Genomic DNA, 13,025 nt, shown 5'->3' on the forward strand with positions numbered 1-13,025 from the left:
TTTTCCCCGGCGGAAAGCTGTGGTATGATAGACCTGATCAAAACACCCCGTAAAAAGGAGCGCTTGCCTTGCTGAAGATCGAATCCATCAAACTGCCCCCCGGCGCCGGCATGGCGGAGCTGAGCGCCGCCGCGGCCCGGCTGCTGCGGGTGCGGGAGAAGGACCTGGAACGTTTGACGGTCCTGCGCCGCAGCGTGGACGCCCGGGAGGACGTGTCCGTGGTGTACACCGTGGCCGCCGCCGTGAAGGACGAGGCCGCCGTGCTGCGCCGCTGCCGCAGCAAAAAGATCACCCGGCTGATCCCCGCCCCGGCATACGCGCCGCCCGCCCCCCTGCCCGCCCCGGCGGTGCCGCCGGTGGTGGTGGGCGCGGGACCCGCAGGCCTCTTCGCCGCGTGGGTCCTGGCCCGGGCCGGACTGCGGCCCATCCTGCTGGAGCGCGGAAAGGCCGTGGAGGACCGGAAGGCCGATGTGGAGCGTTTCTGGTCCACCGGGGAGCTGGATGTCACCAGCAACGTCCAGTTCGGCGAGGGCGGCGCCGGGGCCTTCTCCGACGGGAAGCTGAACACCGGCACAAAGGACCTGCGCCACCGCTTCATTTTGGAGACATTGGTCCGCTGCGGCGCGCCGGAGGACATCCTCATCGACGCCAAGCCCCACGTGGGCACCGACTACCTCCACATCGCCCTGAAAAATCTCCGGCGGGAGCTGCTGGAGCTGGGGGCGGACATCCGCTTTGAGAGCCGCCTCTCGGACCTGACCACGGAGGACGGCGCGTTGACGGCGGTAACGGTGGAGGGCCCGGAGGGGGCCTATTCCCTGCCCTGCCGCCGCCTGATCCTCTGCCCCGGCCACTCCGCCCGGGACACCTTCCAGATGCTCCACGGCCGGGGCGCGGCCATGGAGGCCAAGCCCTTCGCCGTGGGCGTGCGGATCGAGCACCGCCAGGCGGACTGCGACGCCGCCCAGTACCGGCGCTTCGCCGGGCACCCGGGGCTCCCGGCCTCCACCTACAAGCTCTCCTGCCACCTGCCGGACGGCCGGGGCGTATTCTCCTTCTGCGTCTGCCCCGGCGGCGAGGTGGTGGCCGCCGCCTCGGAGCAGGACCGGGTGGTCACCAACGGCATGAGCGAATACGCCCGGGACAGGGAGAACATCAACGGCGCCATGCTGGTGGGCGTCACGCCGGCGGATTTCGGCGGCGAGGGCCCCCTGGCGGGCATCGCCTTCCAGCGCCGGCTGGAGGAGGCCGCCTTCACCTTGGGCGGCGGGGGCTTCCGGGCCCCGGCCCAGCGGGTAGAGGACTTCCTGGCCCATCGCCCCTCCACAGGCCCCGGCCGGGTCAGGCCCAGCTACCGCCCCGGCGTCACCTGGTGCAGCCTGTGGGACTGCCTTCCTCCCTTCGTGGCGGAGGCCCTGGCCCAGGCGCTGCCGCTGCTGGGGCAGAAGCTCCGGGGCTACGACAATCCCGACGCCGTGCTGACGGCGGTGGAGAGCCGGTCCTCCTCTCCGGTGCGCATCGTCCGGGATGAGACATATCAATCCTCTCTCCGGGGGCTGTACCCATGCGGGGAGGGCGCCGGCTATGCCGGCGGCATCCTCTCCGCCGCGGCGGACGGCATGCGCTGCGCGGAGCAAGTCTATCACGCCTATGAAAAGGAGCTGAACCATCCATGAGCCGCGATCTCTGCATCTATCTGGAATTCCTCACCGAGGCCCACAAGGCCCAGATCCGCCAAACCGCGGAGGAGGCGGGCTTCGTCCCCCACTTCTTCGATCTGGACCAGTTCGAGGAGGCCAAAGCCTGCGTACAGCACTGCGAAGTCCTCTACGCCCACTCCCCGGAGCTGCTGCGGACCGCCCCCGTCTCTTTGAAGTGGTACTGCTGCTCCTTCGCCGGGATCGACCCCTACTGCAAGGACCCCACCCTCTTCGCCAACCCCGACTGTCTCATGACCAACTCCAACGTCTACGGCGTCACCATCGCCGAGCACGTGGTCATGGTCACGCTGATGCTGCTGCGGCGGATGCCGGAGTACGAGGCCGTGGTCCGCGGCCATGGCTGGTCCAACCAGCTGGCGGTCCGCTCCATCCGGGACAACACCTTCACCATTCTGGGCACCGGCGACATCGGCGTCAACACAGCGGAGCGGCTGCGGGGCATGGGCGCCGCCCACATCCTGGGCCTCAGCCGCAGCGGCCGGCCTCACCCGGCTTTTGACGAGGTGCGGCCCATCGCGGACCTGGACGCGGTGCTGCCTCAGACGAAGATCCTCATTATGGGCCTGCCCAGCACGCCGGAGACCTACCACATCCTGAATCGGGAGCGGATCGCCCTGCTGAGCGCCGACGCCATCGTCATCAACGTGGGCCGGGGCACCGCCGTGGAGCAGGCCCCCTTGATCGAGGCCCTGAACAGCGGCAGGCTGGCCGGCGCCGCCCTGGACGTCATGGACCCGGAGCCGCTGCCCAAGGACGATCCCCTGTGGGACGCCCGGAACATCATCCTGACCCCCCATGTCTCCGGCAACATGACCCTGGGCTACACCTGCGACCGCAACGTGGAGCTGTTCTGCGCCGACCTGCGCAACTACGCCGCCGGATGTCCCCTCCGGGGCCTGGTGGACCGGAAGCGGGGGTATTGAGCGATCCGCACAAGCAAAAATTGCGGCATGCCCACCCACCGGGGGCCGGTTTCCCGGAGAAGCAACGATATACGGAATCCATTTGGAAAGGAGATAGGCCTATGACCATCGGTGCAAAAATTGCATCCCAGCGGCAGGACGCCGGACTCTCTCAGGAAGCATTGGCGGACCGGCTGGGGGTCTCCGCAGAGGACATCCGCCGCTGGGAGAACAACGAAGTCCTCCCTGACACAGATAACATCTCCCAACTATGCCGGATTCTTGGCATCTCTGCCGGGGACCTGCACCCGGAACATCCCGCATCTGACCACTCGTCCGCCTTTTGGAAGCTCCCGCTATGGCGGTGGTACCTCCGAGTCCTCTCCCCGATTCTGGCCGTTGTGGGAACCGCCGCGTCCCTGATCGGGCTGGCCGGCGCCGTCTGCTCCGCACTGACCCTAGACCAGTGGTACACCGATTTCGGCCGTTTCGGCACCGTCCTGCGGACCACCTGGTGCGGAGCCGTTCTCCCGGCCGGGCTGCTCCTGCTGCTGATTGCCCTAGCCCTGCTGGCCTTCGACGTACTCTTGTCCAAGCGGGACTGACTGCATCAGAATATCATCACAGAAAGGGATATGATTCATGAACAATTTTACCTTCTACGCTCCCACCCTCTTCGCCTTCGGCAACGGCGAGGAGAAGAACACCGGCGCCCTGGTGCGCCGCTTCGGCGGCACGAAGGTGCTGCTGGTCACCGGCGGCGGCTCCGTCCGGCGCAACGGCGCCTACGACGCCGTCGCCGCCTCCCTGACCGAGGCCGGCATCCCCTTTGAGGAGCTCTCCGGCGTCCAGGCCAACCCCCGCAGCGGCAAGGTCTACGAGGGCATCGATCTGGTCCGCCGTTCCGGCGCGGACTTCCTGCTGGCCCTGGGCGGCGGCAGCGTCATCGATACCGCCAAGGCCATCGGCTTCGGCGCCGGGTACGACGGGGACTTCTGGGACTTCTTCACCGGCAAGGCCAAGATCGAGTCCACGCTGCCGGTGGGCGTGGTGCTGACCATCTCCGCCGCCGGCAGCGAGGGCTCCGACAGCTGCGTCATCACCCAGGAGGCGGGCAACCTGAAGTGGGGCTGCCCCAAGACCGATGTGATCCGTCCCAAGTTCTCCATCCTCAATCCCCGGTTCACCTGCTCCCTGCCGGCCTACCAAACCGCCAGCGGCGCCGTGGACATGATGGCCCACATTATGGAGCGCTACTTCTCCAACACGCCGGACGTGGGCCTGACGGACCGGCTGTGCGAGGCGCTGATGAAAACCATTCTGGACGCCGCCCCCAAGGCCCTGGCGGACCCCAACGACTACGCCGCCCGGGCGGACCTGATGTGGGCGGGCATGCTGGCCCACAACAACTCCTGCGGCGTGGGCCGGGACCAGGACTGGGCCAGCCACCAGATCGAGCACGAGCTCTCCGCCTTCTACGACTGCGCCCACGGCGCGGGCCTGGCGGTGGTGCTGCCCGCCTGGATGGAGTACGTCCTGCCCCACGATCCCATGCGTCTGGCCCAGTTCGCGGTCCGGGTGTTCGGCTGTGAGATGGATTTCGCCGCCCCCGAGCGCACCGCCCGGGAGGGCATTGAGCGGCTGTGCCTGTTCTTCCACTCCCTGGGTATGCCCATCACCTTTGAGGAACTGGGCGCCGACGCCAAGGACATCCCCGCCATGGTGGCCCACCGGGCGGAGAAGCCGGGCGGCTTCCCCTTCGGCGGCTTCGTGAAGATCCAGCCCGCCGACATGGAGGCCATTCTCCGTCTGGCCGCGGGCCTGTAAATCCCAAAATAAAAGCGCCCCGGGAGCAAATTGCTCCCGGGGCGCTGTTCGGTTTTTTTCAGCGGTCCGTTTATTCCGTCAGGCCCATGGTCTCCCACCGGTGTCCCCGGAAGCGGATGACAAAAAGCACCGCCCGGAAGATCCAGTCGAAGAACATGGCCATCCAGATGCCCAGCACGCCGAAGCCCCAGGCCTGGGCCATCAGCACACCCAGGCCCACCCGCAGCGTCCACATGGACACGGTGGACACCGCCAGGGTGAAGCGGGTGTCCCCCGCAGCCCGCAGGGCCTGGGGCAGGGTGAAGGCGGCGGGCCAGATGAGGATGCCGAAACCGCCGTGCATCCAGATGATCTTGCGGGCGTAGTCCGCCGCCTCCGGCGAGACGTTGTAGATCCGCAGGATCACCGGCATCAGCAGCCACAGCAGCACGATGGTGGCCGTCATATAGATGTAAGCGCTTTTCATGAGCTTTTTGGTGTAATACCGGGCCTTTTTGTAGCTGCCCGCGCCGATGCAGCGGGACACCACCGTCACGATGCCAAGGCCCAGCGCCGTACCCGCCACGCACTGAAATCCGGCGATGGTATTGCCGATGGCGTTGGCCGCCACCGAGGCGGTGCCCAGCACCGACACCGTGGACAGCAGCAGGATCTTGCCCAGCTGGAACATGCTGTTCTCCAGGCCGTTGGGCACGCCGAAGCGCAGGATGTTCCGGACCACATAGCGGTCGTGGCGGAGGGTGAAGCGGGAGATCTTCAGCGGCAGGTCCGGCCGGCGCAGCAGCACCACCATGGCCGCCGCGGCAAAGATCCGGGATACCAGGGTGGGCCAGGCCACGCCCTCCACCTCCATGCCCACGGCGAAGATCAAGACAGCGTTGCCCGCCACATTGATGGCGTTCATGATCAAGGACACCCACATGGAGATGCCGGAGTTGCCCATGACCCGGAACAGCGCCGCCCCGGCGCTGTAAATGGCCAGGAAGGGAGTGGACGCCTCCACGATCAGGAAGTAGGTGTTGGCGTAAGCCGCCACATCCGGCTCCACCTGGCCGAACACCACGCCCAGGATAAAGCCCTTTCCCAGATAGAAGCAAAGGGTCACCGCCAGGGAGATCTCCCCCATGAACAGCAGCAGCTGCTGGCCCGAGTGACCTGCCTTGTCCGGCTCCCGCCGTCCCAGGTACTGCCCCGCGATGACCGCGCCGCCGGTGGCCAGGGCCGCGAAGGCGTTGACCAGCAGCACGTTCACCGTGTCCACCAGAGATACGGCGGACATGGCCGCCTCGCCCACCTGGGCCACCATCAGCGAATCCGAAAGTCCCACGGTAATAGCCAGCAGCTGCTCGATCACCAGGGGGAGCACCAGCCTCCGCAGATCTTTCGCAGTAAAGTCCACACTGAATTGCTTATTTTCCAAAGTCCTTTGTTCCTCTTTTCTCTTACCGGAATTCCCGGGGGCTCATGTGGAAGGTATTCTGGAAGGCCCGCAGGAAGGTGGAGTAATCGCCAAAGCCCGCCTGCTCCGCCGCCTTCATCACCGGCACCCCGGCGCGGATCAGTTCCCCCGCCCGCAGCAGCCGCTTCTGACTGATGTACTGGTGGAGGGTGTATCCGGTGACGGCCTTGAACCGGTGCATGAGATAGTACCGGCTAATGTAGAACTTCCCCGCCAGGGCGTCCACCGTCAGCTCCTCCTCCAGGTGCCTGGCGATATAGCGCAGGACCTCCTCCATCTTGGCGTCCAGGCGGTAGCTGTCCCGCTGGTCCTGGGCGGTCCGGTCCCGGAGGATGTCCCGGTTCACGGCGATCAGCAGCTGCTGGCAGAGGGTGTCCGCCATGCGGCCGGCGCCAAACTCCCGCTCCCGCAGGGCCTGCTCCATCCGCTGGATGTGATCCATGTACCAAAGCCGCCGCTCCGCTCCAAAGCGCAGCAGGTGGAACCCCCGCTCCCGGGCGGTGGAAAAGCAGGTATCCAGCGCCTCGCCGGGGTCGGACCGGCTCTCCAGCCACTCCCGGCCCAGCCACACCACCACCCGCTCATAGGGCTCCGTCGGGTCGATCATGGGCCGGTGGATCAGGTCCCGCCCTACCAGCAGCATATCCCAGGGCTGGAGGAAATAGGTGACGCCCTCCACCACATAGGTGACCTTGCCGCCCAGCAGCAAAATCAGCTTGTCAAACTCATGGTAATGATAGTCCAGCTTCTGGGCCCGGCTGTCCTTGAGATGAAACAGGCGGAAATCCTCATGGAGATATCCCCGCTTTCCGATCTCGCTGCGGTCCAGCATGGCGCCGCCCCCCTTCCCCTTTGCAGTGTTTTTTATCATACCGCACTTTTTGCCGTTCCTCAATGGAGTTTTTCACAAAAGTGCGCATTTTTTGGCCTGCTGTTCCGGAAAGTTTTGTGCCGGACCCGGCTTTCTGATTGCCAATCACCGCCGGGTCTGGTATACTGTGAGAAATGTCGAGATCAAGGAGGTGGCTCCATGAGCCGCGCCGATGAACTGTTTTTGCAAAACTGCCGGGAGATCCTCTCCACCGGTGTCTGGGACACCGATCTGCCTGTCCGTCCCCGGTGGGAAGACGGCACCCCCGCCCACACCATCAAGAAATTCGGCATCGTCAACCGCTATGACCTCCGCTCGGAGTTCCCCATCCTGACCCTGCGCCGGACCTATTGGAAGACGGCGGTGGATGAGCTGCTGTGGATCTGGCAGAAGAAGTCCAACAACATCCGCGACCTGAACGCCAAGATCTGGGACCAGTGGGCCGACGAGACCGGCTCCATCGGCAAGGCCTATGGCTACCAGCTGGCCGTGAAGCACATCTACCCCGAGGGCGAGATGGACCAGGTGGACCGGGTGCTGTACGACCTGAAGCACAATCCCGCCTCCCGCCGGATCATGACCAACATCTACAACTTTCAGGACCTCCACGAGATGCACCTCTACCCCTGCGCCTACTCCATGACCTTCAACGTCTCTGGAAACGTCCTCAACGCCATTTTGAACCAGCGCAGCCAGGACATGCTGGCCGCCAACAACTGGAACGTGGTGCAGTACGCCGTTCTGGTCCATATGCTGGCTCAGGTCAGCGGCCTGGTGCCCGGCGAGCTGGTCCACGTAATCGCCGACGCCCACATCTACGACCGCCACGTGCCCATCATCGAGAAGATGCTCACCCAGGCCCCCGCCCCGGCGCCGGTGTTCCACATGGACCCCACCGTGACGGATTTCTACGCCTTTACCCGGGACAGCTTCTCTCTGGAGGGCTACACACCCGCCCCCTTCGAGGACAAGATCCCCATTGCCATTTAAGGAGGGACCGATATGAACGCCATCGTGGTGGTGGACCGGAACTGGGCCATCGGAAAGGACAACGCCCTGCTGTTCTCCCTGCCTACGGATATGAAGCGCTTCCGCTCCCTGACCTTGGGCGGCACGGTGCTGCTGGGCCGCAAGACCCTGGACACGTTCCCAGGCGGCCGGCCTCTGCCGGGCCGGCGGAACATCGTCCTCACCCGGGACCCCTCCTTCCATCGGGAGGGTGTGGAGGCCTTCACCTCCCTGGCCGACGCCCTGGCCGCGGGAGCGGACCCGGAGCACCTGTGGGTCATCGGCGGCGGCAGCGTCTATACCGCTTTGCTCAGCCGCTGCAAGCGGGTATACCTGACGAAGGTGGACGCCGCCGCAGAGGGCGCCGACACCTTCTTCCCCAACCTGGACAAGCTGCCCGGCTGGAAGATGGAAACTGTCAGCGAGCCCGTGGAGGAGAACGGCTTGACTATCCGGTTCATCGAGTATATCAACAAAAACATCTGAATGATGCAGAAAACCGCCCGCCGGGGAAATTCCCCGGCGGGCAATCTGTTCGTTTGTCTGTTACATTTAGGAAAGTTCCTGCGGCTCCTCCATCGCTGGTGCCCACTGTTCCTCCTCAGCGGATGTGGCCGCTGGAAGATCAACCGTCTCTCCCTCCTGCCACAACAGCAAGGCATCCTCTCCCAGCCCGAAATACAGGGCGCTGGTGTCCAGGGCATCCCCCCCGGAAAAAAGAATGTCTCCGCTGCTCCGATATTGCTTGTTATTAAAGTTGAAAACCGTGGTTCGCAGGAGGGGACGCTCCAAATACCAGTGAACGCCGTCCTCATCTTCCCGCCAGGTCACGGCATACCATCCCGCCCGATTTGTCTGCCAATGGACACTGATCATACCGTTTTCCAACCGGCTGGCCCGCACTGTGTACTCGCTGCCGTCAACAGGTAGTATCGTCCAGTTGTTCAGTGCCCAACCCCCGACAGCCAGCAACCCGCACACCGCCGCCGCGATCAGGGCCCCTTTCCACCAGGCCCGCCTCTTGCTCTTCTCCCAGGTTTGGGACAGCCCCTTCACCGCAGCCTCCTCGTCAGGAACGGGGGGCTGTGCCTCCGGCAGCGGCGCGTCCATGGCCGCCAGGGCTGCCCGGCAGTCCGGACAATCCTTCAAATGCGCCTCCACCGCCCGGCGGCTGGCATCCGAACAGACGCCGTCGTGGTACAGGGGCAGCAGGTCCAGGATAATCTCATGTTCCATCCAATCCCTCCTTCAATTTCTGCCGGGCCCGGAAATAGGTCACCCGGGCCCAGCTCTCCGTCTTTCCGAACAGCTCTCCGATCTGGCCGAAGGGCAGCTCCCCGAAGGTCCGCAGGGAGAACACCTCCTTGTAGGGCTCCGGCAGGTCGTGGAGCAGCCGGTGGAGGCGCACCGCGGCCTCCCGGTCGGCAAAGGCCTCCTCGATGCCGCCGTCCCCGGCCTCACCCGCCAGTCCCACGAAGCGCTTTTGCTCCCGGCACAGGGACAGGTACTGATTCCGGGCGATCTGACACAGCCACACCCGCAGCCGGCACTCCCCCCGGAAGCTGTCGATGGCGGTGAGGGCCTTGACAAAGGCGGCCTGGGTCACCTCCTCCGCCGTCTGCTCGTCCCGGCTCAATGCCAGGGCGTAGCGATACACGTCCGCGAAGTACAGCCGGTAGATCTCCTCAAAATCCGGCACGCTCTCACCTCCTTCTTCCATAGGACGGCGATGCCGCCCGTTCGTTACAGACTTTCGGCAAAAAAAGCCGCGTTGTGTTTTTCCGGCGGGTATTATATAATGGAACAAACGTACTGTGCAAGAGAGGAGGCGGCCCATGGCGGACCTCACCACCAACGTACAATTCATCCGGGGGATCGGTCCCCAGAAGGCCAAGGCCCTTTCCAAGCTGGGCATCGAGACGCTGCGGGACCTGATCGCCTGGCTGCCCCGCCGGTACGAGGACCGGACGGAATTCCGGCGGATCGCGGATCTGACGCCGGGAGAAGCCGCCTGCGTGGCCGCCATGGTGGCCGCGCCGCCTACGCTGTCCCATATCCGTAAGGGCATGGACCTTGTCAAGGTCCGGACCGTGGACGAGACCGGCACCCTGGACGTGACCTTCTTCAACCAGACCTGGCTGAAAAACAACCTCCGCCAGGGGGAGACCTACGCCTTTTACGGCCGGGCGGAGGGCAGCCTCCTGTGCAAACAGATGGCCTCTCCGGTGGTGGAACCCCTGGAGCGGAGGGAGATCACCGGCCGCATCGTGCCCATCTATCCTCTGACCGCTGGGGTGAGCCAGCTGGTGCTGTCCCGCTCCATCCGCCAGGGGCTGGACGCCTGCGCCGATATCCTGCCGGACGTGCTGCCGGACGAGATCCGGCGGGCCCACCACCTGTGCCGCATCAACTTCGCCTACGAGAATATCCACTTCCCCGAGAGCATGGAGGCCCTGGACCTCAGCCGGCGGCGTCTTGCCTTTGAGGAGCTGTTTCTCTTCACCATCGGCCTCCAGCGCCTGCGCCGGCGGCGGGAGGTGGTCCACGTGGCCCCCTGCGCCGCCGTGGACATGGAGCCCTTCTACGGCGCCCTGCCCTTCACGTTGACGGACGCCCAGCGGCGGTGCGTGGAGGAGGCCCTCTCCGACATGACCTCCGGCGTGCCCATGAACCGCCTGTGCCAGGGGGACGTGGGCTCCGGCAAGACCATGGTGGCCGCCGCCTGCGTGTACTTCGCCGTGAAGAACGGCCGCCAGGCGGCGCTGATGGCCCCCACGGAGATCCTGGCCCGGCAGCACTACGAGGGGCTGGCCCCCCTGATGGAGCGGCTTGGCATCCGGTGCGCCCTGCTGACCGGGTCTACCAAGGCCGCCGCCAAACGCTCCATTGCGGAGCAGCTGGCCACCGGGGAGATCGACTTTGCCATCGGCACCCACGCCCTCATCACCGGAGACCTGGACTACAAGGACCTGGGACTGGTGGTCACCGACGAGCAGCACCGCTTCGGCGTGGGCCAGCGGGCGGCCCTGGCGGAGAAGGGAGAGCACCCCCACACCCTGGTCATGTCCGCCACCCCCATTCCCCGGACGCTGGCCCTGATTTTGTACGGAGACCTGGACGTGTCCGTCATCGACCAACTGCCCCCCGGGCGCAAAGCGGTGGAGACCTATGCCGTCCCCGGCAGCTACCATCCCCGGATCTACGCCTTCCTCCGCAAGCTGATCGCCGAGGGCCGGCAGGCCTATATCGTCTGCCCGATGGTGGAGCAGAGCGACGACGCCGCCAGCGACGACCGCAAGGCGGTGACGGCATACGCCAAAATGCTCCAGGAGGAGGTCTTTCCCGACCTGAAGGTGGCCTACGTCCACGGGAAGATGAAGCCCAAGGAGAAGGAGGCGGTCATGGCCGCCTTCGCCGCGGGGGAGAACCACATCCTGGTCTCCACCACCGTGATTGAAGTGGGGGTAGACGTGCCCAACGCCGCCGTCATGGTGGTGGAAAACGCGGAGCGCTTCGGCCTCAGCCAGCTGCACCAGCTGCGGGGCCGGGTGGGCCGGGGCCAGTGGCAGTCCTACTGCATTTTGATCTCCGACAACCGCAACGAGGAGACGCGGGAGCGGCTGAAGGTCATGACCAGGACCGCCGACGGCTTCAAAATCGCCGAGGAGGACCTGCGGCTCCGGGGGCCCGGCGACTTTTTCGGCGTCCGGCAGCACGGCCTGCCGGGGCTGAAGGTGGCGGACCTGGGCTGCGACACGCAGCTTTTACAGGAGGCCCAGCAGGCGGCCCTCACACTGCTGGAGGCGGACCCGGAGCTGACGGCCCACCCCGCCACGGCGGAGCGGGTCCAGGACCTGTTCGACCAGGCGGCGGACACGCTGAACTGACCGTCCGGCCTTTTTCATTGAGTTTTTCCCCAGGTTATGGTATGGTGAGAAGCGAAAAACAATCGGCGGCGCCCACTGAACGCGCGCCGCGGAACGGGGGCAGAGAAAATGATACCTTATGCGAAACGCATGGAACACATGGCCTTCACGGCCAACGTGGTCAAGGGGCTGTTCGGCTCCATGACCAATCCGGACATCATCTCCTTCGGAGGCGGCTCTCCCGCCAAGGAGGCCCTGCCGGTGGACATCGTCCGCCAGCTGGCCGATGAGGTCCTGCGGACCGACGGCCGGGGCGTGGAGGCCCTGCAATACGGCCCGCTGATCGGCGTGACCGACCTGCGGGAGGTGGTGGTCCGGGAGCTGCTGCGGCCCAAGGGCATCGACTGCGGCGTGGAGAACGTAATGATTACCACCGGCGGCCTGGAGGGCATCTACCTTGCCTGCCAGGCGTACATCAATCCCGGCGACGTGATTTTGGTGGAGGCGCCCACCTTCGTCCAGTGCGTGGAGATCTTCGACATGCTGGAGGCCCGCTGCGTCAGCGTGGCCATGGACGACGACGGTCTGATCCCGGAGGATCTGGAGGAGAAGATCCGGCTCCACCACCCCAAGATGCTCTACACCAACCCCACCTTTCAGAACCCCAGCGGCCGCACCCTGAGCCTGGCGCGGCGGAAGGCCGTGGCGGAACTGGCCCAGCGGTACGACATGTTGGTGCTGGAGGACGACCCCTACCGGGACATCCGGTACAGCGGTGAGGACCTGCCCCCCATCAAGCACTTTGACACCACGGACCACGTCATCATGGCTGGCAGCTTCTCCAAAATCTTCTCCCCCGGCTCCCGGCTGGGCTACGTGGCGGCGGAGGCGGAGACCATCCAGCGCCTGGTGGATGTCAAGTCCGCCACCAACTCCCACACCTCCATGCTGCCCCAGATCCTGTGCGCGGAGTTCTTCAAGCGGGGCTACTATCCCGCCCACCACAAGCGGATCTGCGACCTGTACCGCACCCGGCGGGACGCCATGCTCCGCAGCCTGGACGCCTACTTCCCCGCCGGGGCCAAGCACAGCAACCCCGACGGCGGCCTCTTCACCTGGGTGGAGCTGCCCGGCGGCATCGACACCACCGCCCTGCTGGCGGAGTCCGCCGCCGATCCGGCGGTGAACGTGGCCTTCCTGGCCGGCGAGGGCTTCTTCTCCGACCGGAATGGTCAGGGGAAAAACTGCATGCGCATGAGCTTCGGCAGCACGCCGGAGGACCTGATCGAAGAGGGCGTCCGCCGTCTGGGCGGACTGATCCGCTCCAAACTGGAACAGGCCTGAGTAAAGCGCCGCCCCGGACGGGATCGT

At 65.5% G+C, this 13,025-nt stretch carries 12 protein-coding genes; 8 read left to right on the plus strand and 4 right to left on the minus strand.

The genetic code is table 11. The annotated features are described in order from the left end of the window. Positions 1-68: 68 nt before the first annotated feature. The 4 genes from ACVDHE_RS03025 (at position 69) to ACVDHE_RS03040 (ending at position 4,450) form a co-directional block, all read left to right on the plus strand. Positions 69-1,676, plus strand: coding sequence for an NAD(P)/FAD-dependent oxidoreductase (locus tag ACVDHE_RS03025; protein WP_458885543.1), 1,608 nt, complete (start codon positions 69-71; stop codon positions 1,674-1,676). Next, positions 1,673-2,644: a D-2-hydroxyacid dehydrogenase gene (locus ACVDHE_RS03030; RefSeq protein ID WP_458885544.1), complete on the plus strand. Its 972-nt coding sequence runs from the start codon at positions 1,673-1,675 to the stop codon at positions 2,642-2,644. The genes ACVDHE_RS03025 and ACVDHE_RS03030 overlap by 4 nt, the downstream gene beginning before the upstream one ends. 101 nt (positions 2,645-2,745) lie before the next feature. Continuing rightward, on the plus strand, positions 2,746-3,228 hold the full coding sequence (locus ACVDHE_RS03035; RefSeq protein WP_458885545.1) for a helix-turn-helix domain-containing protein: 483 nt from the start codon (positions 2,746-2,748) through the stop codon (positions 3,226-3,228). 37 nt (positions 3,229-3,265) lie between these two features. Continuing rightward, entirely contained in the window at positions 3,266-4,450 is a 1,185-nt protein-coding gene (locus tag ACVDHE_RS03040) for an iron-containing alcohol dehydrogenase (RefSeq protein ID WP_458885546.1), read from the plus strand. 70 nt (positions 4,451-4,520) lie between these two features. On the opposite strand, the gene ACVDHE_RS03045 is transcribed toward ACVDHE_RS03040, so the two are convergent. Together ACVDHE_RS03045 and ACVDHE_RS03050 are read right to left on the minus strand one after the other, a co-directional pair. Continuing rightward, complete coding sequence (locus ACVDHE_RS03045) at positions 4,521-5,870, minus strand: MATE family efflux transporter (protein ID WP_458885547.1); 1,350 nt, start codon at positions 5,868-5,870, stop codon at positions 4,521-4,523. A gap of 22 nt (positions 5,871-5,892) precedes the next feature. Further along, positions 5,893-6,780 carry an AraC family transcriptional regulator gene (locus tag ACVDHE_RS03050; RefSeq protein ID WP_458885548.1) on the minus strand — a complete coding sequence of 296 codons (888 nt, stop codon included), beginning with the start codon at positions 6,778-6,780 and terminating at the stop codon, positions 5,893-5,895. Positions 6,781-6,939: 159 nt separating this feature from the next. On the opposite strand from ACVDHE_RS03050, the gene thyA reads away from it, so the two are divergent. Both thyA and ACVDHE_RS03060 read left to right on the plus strand, forming a co-directional pair. Continuing rightward, the gene (thyA, locus tag ACVDHE_RS03055; RefSeq protein WP_325284915.1) at positions 6,940-7,770 is read left to right on the plus strand and encodes a thymidylate synthase; all 831 of its coding nucleotides are present in this window, start codon (positions 6,940-6,942) and stop codon (positions 7,768-7,770) included. 12 nt (positions 7,771-7,782) lie between these two features. Further along, positions 7,783-8,274, plus strand: coding sequence for a dihydrofolate reductase (locus ACVDHE_RS03060; RefSeq protein ID WP_458885549.1), 492 nt, complete (start codon positions 7,783-7,785; stop codon positions 8,272-8,274). Between the two features lie 66 nt (positions 8,275-8,340). Here the strand turns inward: ACVDHE_RS03060 and ACVDHE_RS03065 are convergent, their stop codons facing one another. Both ACVDHE_RS03065 and ACVDHE_RS03070 read right to left on the minus strand, forming a co-directional pair. Continuing rightward, entirely contained in the window at positions 8,341-9,024 is a 684-nt protein-coding gene (locus ACVDHE_RS03065) for an anti-sigma factor family protein (protein WP_458885550.1), read from the minus strand. Further along, positions 9,014-9,487, minus strand: coding sequence for an RNA polymerase sigma factor (locus ACVDHE_RS03070; protein WP_458886151.1), 474 nt, complete (start codon positions 9,485-9,487; stop codon positions 9,014-9,016). Before ACVDHE_RS03070 ends, ACVDHE_RS03065 begins: the two co-directional genes overlap by 11 nt. A gap of 115 nt (positions 9,488-9,602) precedes the next feature. Here ACVDHE_RS03070 and recG point away from each other — a divergent pair, with 115 nt between their 5' ends. Both recG and ACVDHE_RS03080 read left to right on the plus strand, forming a co-directional pair. Then, entirely contained in the window at positions 9,603-11,675 is a 2,073-nt protein-coding gene (recG, locus tag ACVDHE_RS03075) for an ATP-dependent DNA helicase RecG (RefSeq protein ID WP_458885551.1), read from the plus strand. Positions 11,676-11,783: 108 nt separating this feature from the next. Further along, positions 11,784-12,998 carry an aminotransferase-like domain-containing protein gene (locus ACVDHE_RS03080; protein ID WP_458885552.1) on the plus strand — a complete coding sequence of 405 codons (1,215 nt, stop codon included), beginning with the start codon at positions 11,784-11,786 and terminating at the stop codon, positions 12,996-12,998. Positions 12,999-13,025: the final 27 nt, after the last annotated feature.

The organism is Dysosmobacter sp. Phy, from assembly GCF_054476235.1.